This is a genomic window from Sulfuricella sp. T08, from assembly GCF_000971475.1.
Classification (GTDB): domain Bacteria; phylum Pseudomonadota; class Gammaproteobacteria; order Burkholderiales; family Sulfuricellaceae; genus Sulfuricella.
Genome location: NZ_DF967525.1, coordinates 72,377 through 87,352 on the forward strand (window position 1 = coordinate 72,377; position 14,976 = coordinate 87,352).

15 protein-coding genes are annotated in these 14,976 nt (G+C 57.0%); 9 read left to right on the forward strand and 6 right to left on the reverse strand.

All coding sequences use genetic code 11. The annotated features are described in order from the left end of the window. Window positions 1-19 precede the first annotated feature (19 nt). Window positions 20-1,384, forward strand: a complete 1,365-nt coding sequence (locus tag SCT_RS03310) for an NAD-dependent succinate-semialdehyde dehydrogenase (RefSeq protein WP_059419012.1) — start codon at window positions 20-22, stop codon at window positions 1,382-1,384. 51 nt (window positions 1,385-1,435) lie between these two features. On the opposite strand, the gene SCT_RS03315 is transcribed toward SCT_RS03310, so the two are convergent. Together SCT_RS03315 and ilvA are read right to left on the reverse strand one after the other, a co-directional pair. After that, complete coding sequence (locus tag SCT_RS03315) at window positions 1,436-2,200, reverse strand: hypothetical protein (protein ID WP_144408208.1); 765 nt, start codon at window positions 2,198-2,200, stop codon at window positions 1,436-1,438. A 65-nt stretch (window positions 2,201-2,265) separates the two neighbouring features. Further along, window positions 2,266-3,777 (reverse strand): threonine ammonia-lyase, biosynthetic, encoded by a 1,512-nt coding sequence (gene ilvA, locus SCT_RS03320; protein ID WP_059419017.1) that lies wholly within the window; start codon window positions 3,775-3,777, stop codon window positions 2,266-2,268. A gap of 237 nt (window positions 3,778-4,014) precedes the next feature. On the opposite strand from ilvA, the gene SCT_RS03325 reads away from it, so the two are divergent. From SCT_RS03325 to ppx, 4 genes are all read left to right on the forward strand, one after another. After that, the gene (locus tag SCT_RS03325; protein ID WP_059419021.1) at window positions 4,015-4,440 is read left to right on the forward strand and encodes a hypothetical protein; all 426 of its coding nucleotides are present in this window, start codon (window positions 4,015-4,017) and stop codon (window positions 4,438-4,440) included. Between the two features lie 116 nt (window positions 4,441-4,556). Further along, complete coding sequence (gene rpiA / locus SCT_RS03330) at window positions 4,557-5,213, forward strand: ribose-5-phosphate isomerase RpiA (RefSeq protein WP_059419024.1); 657 nt, start codon at window positions 4,557-4,559, stop codon at window positions 5,211-5,213. A gap of 70 nt (window positions 5,214-5,283) precedes the next feature. After that, window positions 5,284-5,985 carry a phosphate signaling complex protein PhoU gene (phoU, locus tag SCT_RS03335; RefSeq protein ID WP_059419026.1) on the forward strand — a complete coding sequence of 234 codons (702 nt, stop codon included), beginning with the start codon at window positions 5,284-5,286 and terminating at the stop codon, window positions 5,983-5,985. 13 nt (window positions 5,986-5,998) lie between these two features. Continuing rightward, the gene (ppx, locus tag SCT_RS03340) at window positions 5,999-7,489 is read left to right on the forward strand and encodes an exopolyphosphatase (RefSeq protein ID WP_059419029.1); all 1,491 of its coding nucleotides are present in this window, start codon (window positions 5,999-6,001) and stop codon (window positions 7,487-7,489) included. A 43-nt stretch (window positions 7,490-7,532) separates the two neighbouring features. Here the strand turns inward: ppx and SCT_RS03345 are convergent, their stop codons facing one another. Together SCT_RS03345 and SCT_RS03350 are read right to left on the reverse strand one after the other, a co-directional pair. Next, entirely contained in the window at window positions 7,533-8,378 is an 846-nt protein-coding gene (locus SCT_RS03345) for a PA4780 family RIO1-like protein kinase (RefSeq protein WP_059419031.1), read from the reverse strand. Between the two features lie 8 nt (window positions 8,379-8,386). After that, the gene (locus tag SCT_RS03350) at window positions 8,387-8,851 is read right to left on the reverse strand and encodes a DUF1456 family protein (protein ID WP_059419033.1); all 465 of its coding nucleotides are present in this window, start codon (window positions 8,849-8,851) and stop codon (window positions 8,387-8,389) included. 214 nt (window positions 8,852-9,065) lie between these two features. Between SCT_RS03350 and SCT_RS03355 the strand changes: the two genes are divergently transcribed. The 4 genes from SCT_RS03355 to SCT_RS03370 all read left to right on the forward strand — a co-directional run bounded on the left by SCT_RS03355 (window position 9,066) and on the right by SCT_RS03370 (window position 12,831). Continuing rightward, the gene (locus SCT_RS03355) at window positions 9,066-9,545 is read left to right on the forward strand and encodes an SCP2 domain-containing protein (RefSeq protein WP_059419036.1); all 480 of its coding nucleotides are present in this window, start codon (window positions 9,066-9,068) and stop codon (window positions 9,543-9,545) included. A gap of 182 nt (window positions 9,546-9,727) precedes the next feature. Beyond that, window positions 9,728-11,776 (forward strand): ribonucleoside triphosphate reductase, encoded by a 2,049-nt coding sequence (locus tag SCT_RS03360; RefSeq protein ID WP_059419037.1) that lies wholly within the window; start codon window positions 9,728-9,730, stop codon window positions 11,774-11,776. A gap of 34 nt (window positions 11,777-11,810) precedes the next feature. Next, entirely contained in the window at window positions 11,811-12,005 is a 195-nt protein-coding gene (gene nrdD, locus SCT_RS17815) for an anaerobic ribonucleoside-triphosphate reductase (protein ID WP_059419040.1), read from the forward strand. A 127-nt stretch (window positions 12,006-12,132) separates the two neighbouring features. Next, entirely contained in the window at window positions 12,133-12,831 is a 699-nt protein-coding gene (locus tag SCT_RS03370; RefSeq protein WP_237759594.1) for an anaerobic ribonucleoside-triphosphate reductase activating protein, read from the forward strand. A gap of 66 nt (window positions 12,832-12,897) precedes the next feature. Here the strand turns inward: SCT_RS03370 and SCT_RS03375 are convergent, their stop codons facing one another. Then, a complete protein-coding gene (locus tag SCT_RS03375; protein ID WP_059419042.1) occupies window positions 12,898-14,175 on the reverse strand; it encodes an FAD/NAD(P)-binding oxidoreductase in 1,278 nt (425 codons plus the stop codon). 18 nt (window positions 14,176-14,193) lie between these two features. Further along, entirely contained in the window at window positions 14,194-14,769 is a 576-nt protein-coding gene (locus tag SCT_RS03380) for a cytochrome c (RefSeq protein WP_059419044.1), read from the reverse strand. Window positions 14,770-14,976: the final 207 nt, after the last annotated feature.

Sequence of the window (14,976 nt, forward strand, 5' to 3'; positions counted from 1 at the left end):
CTTTAAAAGATAGCACACGATGCCCCACATCAGCCTGAATCCCGCCACCGGCAAGGTTGAGCGATTTTTTCAGAGGTGCGATGATCGACACCTCGACAGCGCACTGGAAGAGGGTCAGAAAGCCCAGAAAATCTGGCGAATAACAGGCTTGGAGCAGCGCGCTGAAGCGCTGCTCCATGTGGCGGAAATTCTGATGGCAAACCACGACGACTACGCCGCCCTGATTACCCGGGAAATGGGAAAGCCGTTGCGGGAAGCCCGAGCCGAAGTAGAAAAATGCGCCCTGGCATGCGACTACTACGCCCACCACGCTGGCGAACTTCTCACGGACGAGCCGATTGAAACCGATGCCACCCGGAGCTATGTCAGCTACCCGCCGCTCGGCACCGTGCTCGCAATCATGCCGTGGAATTTTCCCTTCTGGCAAGTGTTCCGCGCTGCCGCACCGGCGCTGATGGCTGGCAACGCTATCCTGCTCAAGCACTCCTCCAATGTGCCGCAATGTGCGTTGGCGGTGGAGGATATTTTCCGTACCGCGGGCCTGCCGCATGGCCTGTTTGCCACCCTGATGATCGATGCGAGCCAGGTCGCAGGCATCATCGCTGACCCCCGCATACATGCCGTCACTTTTACCGGATCGGAGCCAGCCGGGCGACAGGTTGCCGCGGAGGCTGGGCGAAACCTGAAAAAGTGCGTCCTGGAACTGGGTGGGTCAGATCCTTTCATCATACTGCACGATGCCGACCTCGACTACACCAGCACCCAGGCCGTCAATTCGCGCTTTCTCAACAATGGCCAGTCCTGCATCGCAGCCAAGCGTTTCATTGTCGTGCCGGAAATCGCGGACGAATTCATGCTCCTGATGATGCAGAAAGTTGCCGCCCTTCGAGTCGGGGATCCGATGAAGGAAGACACTCAGATGGGACCGATGGCAAGGCTCGACCTGCGCGACGAACTGCACCGCCAGGTGGCGGACTCCATCACCCAGGGAGCGCAAGCTTTACTAGGCTGCGAACCGGTCGCCGGGGAAGGCGCCTATTACCTGCCGTCCATCCTCGACCATGTCACGCCGAAGGCGCGCGCCTATCACGAGGAGCTATTCGGCCCTGTGGCCGCCGTGATCCGTGCGCACGACGAACAGGATGCCCTAAGAATCGCCAACGATACCCGCTTCGGTCTGGGTGCCAGCCTGTGGAGCGGCGACGCTGCGCGCGCTGAAAGGCTGTCGCGAGAGATCGGGGCGGGCTGCTGCTTCATCAACGGCATGGTAAAATCCGATCCGCGCCTGCCGTTCGGCGGCATCAAGGCATCAGGCTACGGCCGCGAGCTTTCCTACCACGGCATCCGCGAATTCGTGAACATCAAGACGGTATGGGTGAAGTAAGGGCTCGTTAATGGATAAGTTGGGCCCAACTTATCCATTAACGAGCCCTAATCAGCGCTGCCGGACCTTGGCCAGCACCTTGCCACTGGCGCTGTCGTAAAACCAGACTTCGAGCAGATCCCCCACCAGATAGCGTTTTCTCAGGGTGTAATCCACCGGCTCGGCGAAGGTGGCCTTCCAGAAGGTGTTGCTTTCGGTGTGGTAAGGCGGCTTGAGCCGGCACAGCGCCAGCATGCGAACGGTCTTGCCCTCCGTCAGCCGTTGCGCTTCCCCGGCTTGCATCGGCACGGACGCATCGAAGCCGGCATCGTCGTCCACCTTGCGCGCATAGAAATCATAGAGGTTGTCGAAGGCGAAGAAATAGTCGTAGCGCCAGCGGTTTTTCACTTCCACCGTTTTGCCGGGGTAGAGTTCGACCACCTCGGGCGCGCGCTTGGAGGCAATTTCGGAGCCGAGAGGCAGAAATTTGAAGCGGTAATAGTCGCGCTGGTCCGGGTCGGCCATCGCATCCCAGCTCCAGCCCTCGGCGATCTGGTTGAACACCATGTTGTAGTGCAGTTCCAGCTTGCCACTGGCCGCATCGTATTCCTGGGTAAAGTTCGGTCCGGCGTCAAGATCGACGACAAAGGCGAATACCTCATCCTTGATGCTCACGGCGACGGTTGCGGAGGCGGAAATTTCTCCATACCACTTTTTGATGTCATCCCCGGCATAGCTGGCAGGAAGAGTCAGGGCCGCGCTGTCGAAAGAAGCGGCGGCATGGCCGGACAGGCACGCGAACAGCGCCGCCAGAATCAAACTTCGTGTTCGTTGCATATTACTGCCTCAAAAACTCGGCATCATAACGATGGTGCCACGGCCCTTCCATGATTTAAATCAAATCAGCCGAGAAACAATTTGTAGGCCGGATTCTTGCTCTCATCCACATAGGGATAGCCCAGACGCTTCAGAAAGGCCCTGAAGTCGGGCTTTTCCTGAGGTGGCACCTGCACCCCAACCAGCACCCGCCCGTAGTCTGCGCCATGGTTGCGGTAATGGAACAGGCTGATGTTCCAGTTCTGCCCCACGCTGTCGAGAAACTTCATCAGCGCACCGGGGCGCTCGGGGAATTCAAAGCGATAAAGGATTTCGTTTTTCGCCTGGGGAGCATGGCCACCCACCATGTGCCGGACATGCAGCTTGGCCATCTCGTTATTGCTCATGTCCACCGGCTGGAGCCCCTTGCGCTCCAGCAGCGCCAGCAACTTCTCGGTTTCGCCACGGTTTTGCGCCTGCACCCCGACGAACACATGGGCCGCGCTGGAATCTGAATAACGATAATTGAATTCGGTGATGTTGCGCGTCCCCAGCAGGGCGCAGAATGCCTTGAAACTGCCCGGTTTTTCCGGGATGGTGACAGACAGCACGGCTTCGCGCTGCTCGCCCAGCTCGGCGCGCTCGGCGACATGGCGCAAGCGGTCGAAGTTCATGTTGGCGCCGGAGGCGATAGCCACCAGCGTCTTGTTCTTCAGCTTTTCGCGCGCGACGTACAACTTGGCCCCAGCGATGGAAAGCGCCCCGGCGGGTTCAAGAATGGAGCGGGTATCCTCGAACACGTCCTTGATCGCGGCGCAGATGGCATCGGTATCCACCAGAATGACTTCGTCCACCAGTTCGCGGCACAGGCGAAAAGTTTCTTCTCCCACCTGCTTGACCGCCACGCCGTCGGCAAAGATGCCTACCTGCGCCAGAGTCACCCGCTCCTTCTTCTTCAGCGAACGGTACATGGCATCGGCGTCGACCGGCTCGACGCCGATGATCTTGATTTCCGGCTTGAGGCGCTTCACGTAAGCGGCAATGCCGGCGATCAGGCCACCCCCGCCTACCGGCACGAAAATGGCGTGAATCGGATCCGAATGCTGGCGCAGGATTTCCATGCCGATGGTGCCCTGCCCGGCAATCACTTCCGGATCGTCATAGGGATGAACGAAGGCCAGCTTGAGTTTCTTCGCCAGGGCGATGGCATGGACATAGGCATCGCTGTAGGAATCCCCATGCAGCACCACGTGGGCGCCACGGCTCTGCACTGCTTCAACCTTGATCTGCGGGGTGGTGGCGGGCATCACGATGGTGGCTTCGCACTTCAGACGCTGAGCGGAAAGCGCCACGCCCTGGGCATGGTTGCCGGCGGAAGCGGCAATCACCCCGCGCTTGAGCGTTGCGGCAGGAAGCTGCACCATCTTGTTGTAGGCGCCGCGCAGCTTGAACGAGAACACCGGCTGCAAGTCCTCGCGCTTGAGCAAGACCGTATTCTGGATGCGGCGTGACAGATTCGGCGCATGTTCCAGCGGGCTTTCGATGGCCACGTCGTAGACGCGGGCGGTGAGTATTTTTTCCAGGTAGTCGGTGCGCATAGGTTTCAATCCGGTTTAATTTGAAAGGTTATCAGGATTCAGGCCAAACCAGAAGCCGGGGCGTGAACTGTCATGGAACGGAAATATTAATTTGATATACCTTTACCATTAATTAATGGCTGGTGAAAATATTTGTTGCACAAGCCAGTAAATAGTATAAATTATATAAATCAATTCAAGATTAATCGATTCGTGCAAGTGTCAATTTAACAGTGTCACTTTAATTTGGAGCGAGCCATGACTGAGAAAGCCAAAACCACTACTAAATCAGCGCCAACCGCACTGGCAGAGGACAAAATTGCCAAGCCAGCCGCCGCGGTCAAAATGCCGCCGCCCGCAAAGCAGGCGGTCAAGTCGCCCGCCAAAAAACCCGCTGTCGCACCTTTGAAAACCAAGCCAAAATCCGCAAAAACGGAAAAGCCGCCCAAGGCAGACAAGCCCAAAAAAATTAAAATGGTGCGCGACAGTTTCACCATGCCGGAAAATGATTACGCCCAACTTGCCGAACTCAAGAAGAAGTGCCTGCAGGCTGGCGTTCATGTCAAGAAAAGCGAGCTGCTGCGTGCGGGTTTGCTGAGCTTGTCCAGGCTGCCGAACGCCGCCTTGATCAAGGCCGTGGAGCAGGTGGAAAAACTCAAGACCGGCCGGCCGGCTAAATCGTAACTGGCCGAAAATTTGATTGACGAAAGAATCCCGAAAGTTTCTAAAACCGACAAACCCTGAGATAATAATCATTTGCTTGTCCGGATAAAACTCATCTTTCACAGGGATTAGGAAACATGACGCAAGACGAACTGAAACAGGCGGTGGCCCGCGCCGCCATCGAGCACGTACCCGCAGGCGTCATCGGTGTGGGCACCGGTTCCACCGCCAACTATTTCATCGATGAACTGGCCAAAATCAAAGGCCGCATCGACGGCGCGGTGGCCAGCTCCGAAGCCACCGCCCAGCGCCTGAAAAGCCATGGCATCCAGGTTCTGGACCTGAACAGCGCCGGCGAGCTAGCGGTTTATGTCGACGGCGCCGACGAAATCACCGAGCACATGCACATGATCAAGGGTGGTGGCGGGGCACTGACGCGTGAAAAGATCGTTGCTGCCTGCAGCAGAAAATTTGTCTGCATCGCCGACGGCTCCAAACTGGTCGGCATGCTCGGCAACTTCCCGCTGCCGGTGGAAGTGATCCCGATGGCGCAAAGCTACGTCGCACGCGAGCTGGTCAAGCTCGGCGGCCAGCCCATGTTGCGCCAGGGCTTCACCACCGACAACGGCAACATCATCCTTGACGTGCACGGCCTGCAAATCATGAACCCGGTGGAGCTGGAAACCCAGATCAATCAGATCACCGGGGTGGTAACCAACGGCCTGTTCGCTCGGAGACCCGCTGACGTGCTGCTGCTCGGCACCAGCGAAGGGGTAAGAACCCTGCAGGCGTAATTGCCAGCGGCAACAAAATTGTCATAATCAATGTGTATACTTGAGTAGATGAGCAAGAGGGAGAAACACCATGCAGCATGAACACATTTCCAAGCAATTCGATACCGAGCTGGAAACCGTGCGTTCTCGAGTGTTGCAGATGGGTGGCCTGGTGGAGGAACAGATCGTCAACGCCATCGAAGCACTGATCAACAGCAAGCTCGATCTCGCCGACTCAGTCATCGCCAAGGATCTTCAGGTCAATTCCATGGAAGTGGAGATCGACGAAGCCTGTGCCCATATCATTGCTCGCCGCCAACCCACCGCCGGCGATTTGCGCATGGTGATGACAGTGATCAAGACCATCACCGACCTGGAACGCATCGGCGACGAGGCCGAGAAAATCGCCCGCATGAGCAAGCTGATTTACCAGTCCGGCCGACTATCCACACCGCGCTTCACCGAGATCACCCTGATGAGCGGCATTGTGCTGGAAATGCTGCGCAAGTCGCTCGATGCCTTTGCCCGGCTCGACATCGGCACTGCGGTCCAGGTTCCACGCCAGGATGTGCTGGTTGACGACGCCTTCAGCGCCTGCATGCGTCACCTGATCACCTTCATGATGGAAGACCCGCGCACCATCTCCACCTCACTCGACGTGTTGTTCGCCGCCAAGGCGATCGAACGCATCGGCGACCACGCCAAAAACATGTCCGAGTACGTGGTCTACATGGTCAAGGGCAAGGACGTGCGCCACACCTCCCTCGAGGAAATCGAGCGCGAACTGGAATAAGGGTCGCTCAGCAGTGCGCAAGTACTCCACCGTCGCGGCGGTCGATCTCGGCTCCAACAGCTTCAGGCTGCAGGTCGCACGGGTGGTAGACGACCAGATCTACCCACTGGATTCGCTGAAAGACACCGTACGCCTTGGAGCCGGGCTGGGCGTGGACAAAACCCTCGATCAGGATACCTGCAACCGTGCGCTGGCCAGCCTTGGCCGCTTCGGCGAGCGCCTGCGAGGCCTGCCGCGCGACGCGGTACGCGCTGTCGGCACCAACACCTTCCGCGTCGCAAAGAACGCCGAGGAATTCCTGCAGCAGGCCGAGACTGCACTCGGCTTCCCCATAGAGATCATCGCTGGACGCGAGGAAGCCCGCCTGATCTACCTCGGCGTTTCTCACGGCCTGCCGGCTTCGAGCGATAAGCGCCTGGTGGTGGACATTGGCGGCGGCTCGACCGAGTTCATCATCGGTACAGGGCTGAAACCGCAACAGATGGAAAGCCTGTACATGGGCTGCGTCAGCTACAGCCAGCGCTATTTCCCCGATGGCAAGATCAGCAAGGGCGCGCTACGCCAGGCGGACCTTGCCGCCCGCGCCGAAGTACAAGCGATCGCTGGCGAATTTTCCGCCGACCACTGGCAGCAGGCCATCGGCTCTTCCGGCACCGCCAAGGCGCTGGCCGAGATTTTACAAATGAACGGCTACAGTGACAACGGCATCACCCCGGAAGGATTGGCCAGATTACGTGACGCCATGCTCAAGGCAGGCGATTGCAACAAATTGCAGCTGGCCGGCCTGCGTCCGGACCGGGTGCCTGTTCTGGGCGGCGGTTTCGCCATCATGGCGGCGATTGTTGCCGAACTGGATGTCGCCCGCATGGGCGTGGCAGATACTGCATTGCGGGAAGGTGTGCTGTATGACCTGCTGGGCCGCTTCCACCGCCACGACATGCGTGAAACCACGGTACGGCAATTCATGCGCCGCTATCACGTCGACCCGGAGCAGGCCGGACACGTCGGACAGCTCGGCATCGACCTGTTGCGCCAGTTGACAGCAACACTGCCGCTTGATCTGGAAGCCGCCCTGAAGCGTCTGTCCTGGGCCGCGCGCCTGCACGAGATCGGGCTTTCCATCGCGCATAGCGGCTTCCACAAACATTCCGCCTACATCATCGAAAACGCGGACATGCCCGGATTTTCCAAAAAAGAGCAGGCGCAACTTTCGCGTCTGGTCCTCGCCCAACGCGGCTCCCTGAACAAGGCGGCGCAGCTTTTGCCAGACAACGAAGCCTGGGCACAGATTCTGGCCCTGCGCCTCGCGGTGCTGTTCTACCGCAGCCGCATGGATTTCGAGCTGCCGGAAATCCGGCTGGAGTGGGATTACTCCAGCTTCGAACTCAGCATGAGCAAGGACTGGCTCACCCGTAACCCTCTCACCGAAGCCGCACTGGAAAATGAAGCCAAGGAATGGAAAAGTGTCGGGGTGAAATTGGGAATATCAAGCACGCTGTCGTAGGAGCCTGTCGGACTTATCAGCCAATCACGGATTATTTGGCGAACTAAACGCCGCCAATCCGCGCCAAGCGGGCAGCCTCTTCAGCCCGTGCATCATCAATTTCCCGCATCACCCCAACCAGATCAGCCGGCTTTACGTTGCGCTCAAAGCGGCCGGTCAGCTTGACCTCGGCATGCAGTTCGCCGCTCTCGTAGAGCGACCAGATTTCCTTGCCATAGTCGGTAGTTCGAAGGTCGGCAGCGAACTGACCAAAGTAGTTTGCCAGATTGGTAACGTCCCTATCCAGCATGCTGCTGGCGTGGTTGTTGCCCGCCGCGTCGACCGCTTGCGGCAGATCGATGATGACCGGCCCCTCGCTGCCGACGAGGATGTTGTACTCGGACAGGTCGCCGTGGACGACGCCGGCGCAAAGCATGCGTACCACCTGCTGGATCAATGCGTGGTGGTATTCTCGGGCGCGCTCTTCCGTCAGCACCAGATCGTTGAGCCTGGGGGCTGCATTGCCGTTGTCGTCCGTCACCAGTTCCATGAGCAGCACGCCCTCATGGAAGTTATACGGCTTGGGCACACGCACGCCAGCGGCGGCGAGGCGGTATAAGGCGTCCACCTCAGCGCTCTGCCATGCCTCCTCCTGCGCCTTGCGTCCATACTTGGAGCCTTTCTCCATGGCACGGGCCTGGCGGCTGTTTTTCACCTTGCGGCCTTCGGTGTAATCCACGCTCTGGCGAAAACTGCGTTTGTTGGCCTCTTTGTACACCTTCGCGCAACGCACCTCTTCCCCGCAACGGACCACGAATACCATTGCCTCCTTGCCGCTCATGAGTTGACGGACGACCTCATCGACCAGGCCATCTTCGACCAGCGGCGCCAGTCTTTTCGGAATTTTCATCTTTGCTATCAGCTTCTGTGGCGAACGGTCAGGCCCTTTAAGAAATTGCGGAGAAGCTGATCGCCGCAAGCCCGGTAGTTTTTATGCCCTTTCATCCGAAACAGCGCGCTCAGCTCAGGCTTGGACACACTGAACCCCGCCAGTTCCAGAACTTTATGCATGTCCTCTTCCTTCAATTCAAAGGCAACCCGCAGTTTCTTCAGTATGGTGTTGTTGGTCAGGCGTTCCGGTTTTTTATCCTGGTCTGGCCTGGACTCCATCTTGCCTCTTCTATGTATTATCAACCCGTCCAGGAACGACAGCATGACTTCGTCGTTACACTCAATAAAACCTTCTTCATCCTCTTTCTTCAGAAAGCTCATGAGGTCGGATTGCGCTACGTCACGCCCGGCCAGTTTAATGATCTCCACGACCTTTGCGTCGCCAAGATCCAGCGCATATCGAATGCTGCGTAAGACATCATTATTGATCACTGTTCACTCCGATTCTATTCATCCAAAACGCCGCCAACCAGATAATGTCTGGACTGATTTATTGGCTAGTTTCTACTAAGCGGTGGATTAAACTCTTTATTTTCTTCCTCGGCAAGCTCAGATAGAGCTATCCGAGAAAATCAGGAAGGGCGTTGGCCTCAATCCATAAACCGGATAAAATGATCCTGAACTGGCTTACTAAAGGAACAAACCCATGAACCTGCCCACTTTCAAATTCCCCAAGCCGCTGGGTGCGGCACTCTCGTTGCTACCAACCTACCCGCATTCGCTGCTCTTCAGCCAGGCGCTGAACCTGGCACTAGGCCGTATCATCCAGCCCGCTCTGCTGGAACCGCTGCATGGCAAGCTAGTCAGCATCCGCGTGACCGATGTCGGCATCAGCTTTTTCTTCTCCATCAACTCTACCGGCTTTGTCGCCTGCAAGGCGGGTAAAACACCGGATCTGACCATCAGCGCCAGCGCTTATGATTTCATCATGCTCGGCACACGCAAGGAAGATCCGGACACCCTGTTTTTCAGCCGCCGCCTGGTAGTGGAGGGCGATACCGAACTCGGGTTGATCGCCAAGAACACCCTCGACGCGGTAGAACTGCCAAAACTGGAACTATTCCAGCTCATGCCCGGACCGGTCTTGGAAAAGGCCGCGTCCCGCCTGCTTGCCGCTGGTCGTTAAATTTTTTTCACAAATTCGGGATAACAAACTCCGCATCTCCTCTTGACACACCACAAGATAGTGAGTAAATTTTAGCAAAACTCACAACATCTTGTGGTTTATGATATTTGTCAACCAGACCTTTACGCTTTCCGGCGCGTAGAGCAAAGGCCAATCTCACAAAAACAAGTCAGGAGGCAGCAATGGCAGACAATCAACTAGAAAGTGGCAGTATCAATCTGGTTTCACTTTTGAAGGGTGTTCTCAAGCGCGACGGGACATTAGCCCCGTTCGACTCTGAAAAAATCCGTTCCGCCATCCAGCGGGCCGGCGCCGCAACCGGCGATTTCGACGCCAACGAAGCATTCCTGCTCACCGCCCAGGTGGTCAAGGTTCTAATCCACAAATTCCGTTCCGAGCCGCCCCACATCGAGAAAGTCCAGGATGCCGTCGAGCAGGTGCTGATCACCGCCAACCACCTCAAGACCGCCCGTGCCTACATCGTCTATCGCGAACAGCACACCAAACTGCGCCAGGACCGCAAAACCGTGGTGGATGTGGAAAGCTCGATCAACGAATACCTCGACCAGATGGACTGGCGTGTCAACGCCAACGCCAACCAGGGCTACAGCCTGGGCGGCCTGATCCTCAACGTGTCCGGCAAGGTGGTGGCGAATTACTGGCTCAACCATGTCTACCCGCCAGAAGTTGGCGTGGCGCACCGCGAGGGCGACATCCACGTGCATGACCTGGACATGCTGGCCGGCTACTGCGCCGGCTGGTCACTGCGCACCCTGCTCCACGAGGGTCTCAACGGAGTGCCTGGCAAGGTCGAGGCCGGCCCACCCAAGCACATGTCTTCAGCCGTCGGCCAGATCGTCAACTTCCTCGGCACCCTGCAGAACGAGTGGGCTGGTGCACAGGCGTTCTCCTCCTTCGACACCTACATGGCGCCATTCATCCGCAATGACAATCTTCCCTATTCCTGCGTCAAGCAGTACATCCAGGAACTGATCTACAACCTCAACGTGCCATCGCGCTGGGGCACCCAGACGCCGTTCACCAACCTGACCTTCGACTGGGTATGCCCGGAAGACCTGCGCGAGCAGATACCCATCGTAGGCGGCAAGGAAATGCCGTTCAGCTATGGCGATCTTCAGGTCGAAATGGACATGATCAACCGTGCCTACATCGAGGTGATGACGACTGGCGACGCCAAAGGGCGAGTGTTCACATTCCCCATCCCGACCTACAACATGACGCCGGACTTCCCATGGGAAAGCGAAAACGCCACCCTGCTGTTCGAGATGACTGCCAAATACGGCCTGCCCTACTTCCAGAATTTCATCAATTCCGAGCTCAAGCCGAACATGGTGCGCTCGATGTGCTGTCGCCTGCAACTCGACCTGCGCGAGCTCCTGAAGCGCGGTAACGGTCTTTTCGGCAGTGCCGAACAGACCGGCTCGATAGGCGTGGTCACCATCAACTGTGCTCGCCTGGGCTACCTCTACCAGAACAACGAAGCGGCATTGTTAAACCGCCTCGACGAGCTGATGGAAATCGGCAAGAACAGCCTGGAGATCAAACGCAAGGTAATCCAGCGCCACATGGACGCGGGACTGTTCCCCTACACCAAGCGCTACCTCGGCACGTTGCGCAATCACTTCTCCACGCTGGGCGTCAACGGCATCAATGAGATGATCCGCAACTTCAGCCACGACGAGCACGACATCACGACCGAATGGGGCCACGCTTTCGCGGTACGCCTGCTCGATCACGTGCGCGCCAGGATGCTCGCCTTTCAGGAAGAAACCGGCCACATGTACAACCTGGAAGCGACACCGGCAGAGGGCACCACTTATCGCTTCGCTAGGGAGGATCGTAAACGCTTTGCCGACATCATCCAGGCCGGCACCAAGGACACGCCCTATTACACCAACTCTTCGCAACTGCCTGTGGGCTTCACCGACGATCCGTTCGAGGCGCTGGAACGTCAAGAGGTGTTACAGAAAAAATACACCGGCGGCACCGTGTTGCACCTCTATATGACCGAGCGCATCACCAGCGCGGAAGCCTGCAAGACCCTGGTGCGCCGCGCCCTGGAAAGGTTTGGTCAGCCGTATATCACGATTACGCCGACGTTCTCGATCTGCCCGACGCACGGCTATATCGACGGCGAGCACAAGTTCTGCCCGAAGTGCGACCAGGAACTCCTGGCTGAGAAACGCAACAAAAAACTGGCCGCAGCCTGACCAACCACCTATAACATAATTAAAGGAGATTACCATGACCGACCTGTCCAACCAGACCAACCTTAATAGCGATGAAATTATTTTGACCGATGATGAGCGCCAGCCCTGCGAAGTGTGGACCCGCGTGATGGGCTACCATCGACCAGTGACTTCGTTCAACGTCGGCAAAAAAGGCGAGCATTATGAGCGCAAGTTCTTCCAGGAATGTCGAGCCAAGCTAGCGGCTTAGTTTCGTCATGCTCGAAGAATGCAAGAGCGGTTGAATGCTCTTGCATTCTTCGCTGCTCATAGCTCATCGTGTCTATCCTCACCACCAGTGGCACTCCGACTTTCTATCCCCAGAAAACACCCATAGAATGAAAGATCGTATGCAAATTGGCGGCCTGACCCCGCTGACCAGCACTGATTATCCCGGCTGCCTGGCTGCTGTGGTATTTTGCCAGGGCTGCCCTTGGCGCTGCGGCTATTGCCACAATCCCCATCTGATTCCCCGCGATAACGGCCAGCTCGATTGGTCGGCAGTCATGGATTTTCTGCGCCGCCGCCAAGGCCTGCTGGACGCGGTGGTTTTCAGCGGCGGCGAACCCACTCTGCAGGATGCCCTCCAGTCTGCCATCAGCGAAGTCCGCGACCTCGGCTTCAAAATCGGACTGCATACCGGCGGCACCTATCCATCCCGCCTGAAGGAACTACTGCCCATGCTGGACTGGGTCGGGATGGATATCAAGGCCACCACCGATGATTACGCCAGAGTCACCGACACGCCTGGCAGCGCCATAAAAGCATGGAAAAGCGCAAGCCTGCTGCTTGAAAGCGGCATTCCACATGAATTTCGCACCACGGTACACCCGCTCTTTCACTCACAGGATTCAATACTGAGACTGGCAGAGGAATTACGCGGGCTGGGCGCAAAACATTACGTACTACAGGAATTCAGGCCCCAGGGATGTGCCGATGAAGCGGTCTGCACTTACTCAGTCCATGAACTTCTGGACGATGCTCTACGCAGCCGCATCGGCTCGATGTTCGAGACCTTCTCCGTGCGGCATGCCTGAAACACGGTATCCACACAAACAAAAAGCCCCACTTGCGGGGCTTTTTGCATTTTGCTGCAGTGCGGATCAGGAAGACATTTCGTGCAGAATGTTCTTGATCCAGCTCTTGGCGTAAATTGCCTCAAGCTCGGACAAATCCGGCGACACTCCACCGGAGTTCGCCACAGCAATGGTCTTGCCATCCGCCACCTTGTACACAGCCGCAACCGAAATTGCCTCTTTCTCGGTGACATAGCTGTAGCACACGTTGGTATGGGATGGATCGATCAAATCCTGGCCGTTCATCAGTTGCACGATATTGGTCGCACACACCTTGGCCTGGGAGTTGGCCGAGTAACCCGACTTCGGCATCGCCCCTGCAATACAGGAGTCACCGATAATGTGCACATCCTTGGCAAGAGTCGATTCGAAGCTCAGCTGGTTGACCGGGCACCATTTCTTGTCCTCGCCCACTACACCGGCCTTGTGCGCGATCAGGCCGGCCTTTTGCGGCGGCACCAGATTGACCAGGTCACCCTTGATTTCCTCTACCCCGGTGTCGACACTGCGATTTTTGGCGTCGACCTTGGTAACCTTCTGGGCTGGCCGGTAATCGATCATTCCCTCGTAGTGCTTGGCCCAGGCTTTCTTGAACAACGGACCTTTGGACACGATATCCGGATTGGCGTCGAGCACGATGATCTTGGCGGTCGGATTGTGGTTTTTCAGGTGCCAAGCCATCATGCTGATCCGCTCGTAAGGTCCGGGCGGGCAGCGGAACGGGGTCACCGGGATCGACATCACCACCGTGCCGCCTTTGGGCAGGTCTACCAGCTGCTTGCGCAACAGCAGGGTCTGCTCACCGGCTTTCCAGGCATGGGGGATTACTTTGGGGGTAGCCACCGGATCGTAACCCTCGATTTCCTCGAAGCGGAAATCGATACCGGGAGAGAGAACCAGACGGTCATAACTGATGGTGCCGCCGGACACTACGACTTTCTTGGCGGAAGTATCGACAGCGGTGACTTCGTCGTAAACCACCTTGATGCCATTGTTGGCAGCCAAATTTTCGTAGGTGATGGTATTGTCCTTGATATCGCGGAAACCCCCGATGACGGTGTTGCTGAACGGGCAGGACACGAACTTCTTGTCGCGCTCGATCATCACCACTTCGATGGAGGGATCATTGATGCGGATATATTTGGCGACAATCGAGCCGCCATAGCCGCCGCCGATCACCACCACGCGTCGCCCTTTTTTCGGCAGCATTTCAGCGGCCGAAGTAATAAAGGGGGCACCCGCCAAACCCACGCCAGTCGCTGCGCCCAGCAGCTTGATAAAACTCCTGCGGTCCATATTCGACATATTCTTTTTCCTCCTGAGTTATTGCTGGCTGGCGTAGAAGTTAATCAAGGCGTCGAGGTCATCCTTGCTCAGGCCCTCGAGTTTTTCCGCCATCTTCTTCGGCATCGCACGCTTCTTCGAAGCAAAATCATCCATGGTAATGTGCAGATACTCACTCCATTGGCCAGCAATTACGCCACCATCCTCGGATTCACGTCCGTTTTCCGTGTGGCATTTCTTGCAATTCTGCTCGTGCAGTTCCTTGCCCTTGGCCACCTTGGCGGCATCTACTTTCTGTGGATAGCGCACGAATTTCTTCTGGCTGAAGAAATCGCCCATCGCATTGAAGTCATCGTCCGAGTAAGCCTTGGCCACGCGATTCATCACGGTGCCGGCACGCTCACCGCTTTTGAATTTCTTCATGGAGTCGGCGATATATGACGCTGGCTGGCCCGCCAGCGTTGGAATGCTGGGGCCAACAGCCTGGCCGAACTGCCCATGGCAGGCGGAACAGGTGTTAGACAGCATGGCAGGGGTGGACGGGGCCGCCCATAGTGTCGAACTCATGGCGAGTCCGCCCGTAAGCAATACAAGATTGATCAGCTTGAGATTCATTGTTCCTCCTTTATTTGGATTGACATAACGACAACCAACACACCTTATTTGCGGTGTTATTTGGGGGTCACTGATCAAGCCCTCTGTGAACCCGCAGGACTTAATTCGGACTATGAGTTTGGTTGCGAATTTCGGATACCAGCAGTAGCCTATTAAACTGGCAACTGGAGGTTGAAATGTATCGGATACCAAGACAAAGCTACACCA

Coding starts and splice junctions, on each gene's coding strand:
- SCT_RS03310 (WP_059419012.1), top strand. CDS start 20: ATGCCCCACATCAGCCTGAATCCCGCCACCGGCAAGGTTGAGCGATTT.
- SCT_RS03315 (WP_144408208.1), bottom strand. CDS start 2,200: ATGCAACGAACACGAAGTTTGATTCTGGCGGCGCTGTTCGCGTGCCTG.
- ilvA (WP_059419017.1), bottom strand. CDS start 3,777: ATGCGCACCGACTACCTGGAAAAAATACTCACCGCCCGCGTCTACGAC.
- SCT_RS03325 (WP_059419021.1), top strand. CDS start 4,015: ATGACTGAGAAAGCCAAAACCACTACTAAATCAGCGCCAACCGCACTG.
- rpiA (WP_059419024.1), top strand. CDS start 4,557: ATGACGCAAGACGAACTGAAACAGGCGGTGGCCCGCGCCGCCATCGAG.
- phoU (WP_059419026.1), top strand. CDS start 5,284: ATGCAGCATGAACACATTTCCAAGCAATTCGATACCGAGCTGGAAACC.
- SCT_RS03345 (WP_059419031.1), bottom strand. CDS start 8,378: ATGAAAATTCCGAAAAGACTGGCGCCGCTGGTCGAAGATGGCCTGGTC.
- SCT_RS03355 (WP_059419036.1), top strand. CDS start 9,066: ATGAACCTGCCCACTTTCAAATTCCCCAAGCCGCTGGGTGCGGCACTC.
- SCT_RS03360 (WP_059419037.1), top strand. CDS start 9,728: ATGGCAGACAATCAACTAGAAAGTGGCAGTATCAATCTGGTTTCACTT.
- nrdD (WP_059419040.1), top strand. CDS start 11,811: ATGACCGACCTGTCCAACCAGACCAACCTTAATAGCGATGAAATTATT.
- SCT_RS03370 (WP_237759594.1), top strand. CDS start 12,133: ATGAAAGATCGTATGCAAATTGGCGGCCTGACCCCGCTGACCAGCACT.
- SCT_RS03375 (WP_059419042.1), bottom strand. CDS start 14,175: ATGTCGAATATGGACCGCAGGAGTTTTATCAAGCTGCTGGGCGCAGCG.
- SCT_RS03380 (WP_059419044.1), bottom strand. CDS start 14,769: ATGAATCTCAAGCTGATCAATCTTGTATTGCTTACGGGCGGACTCGCC.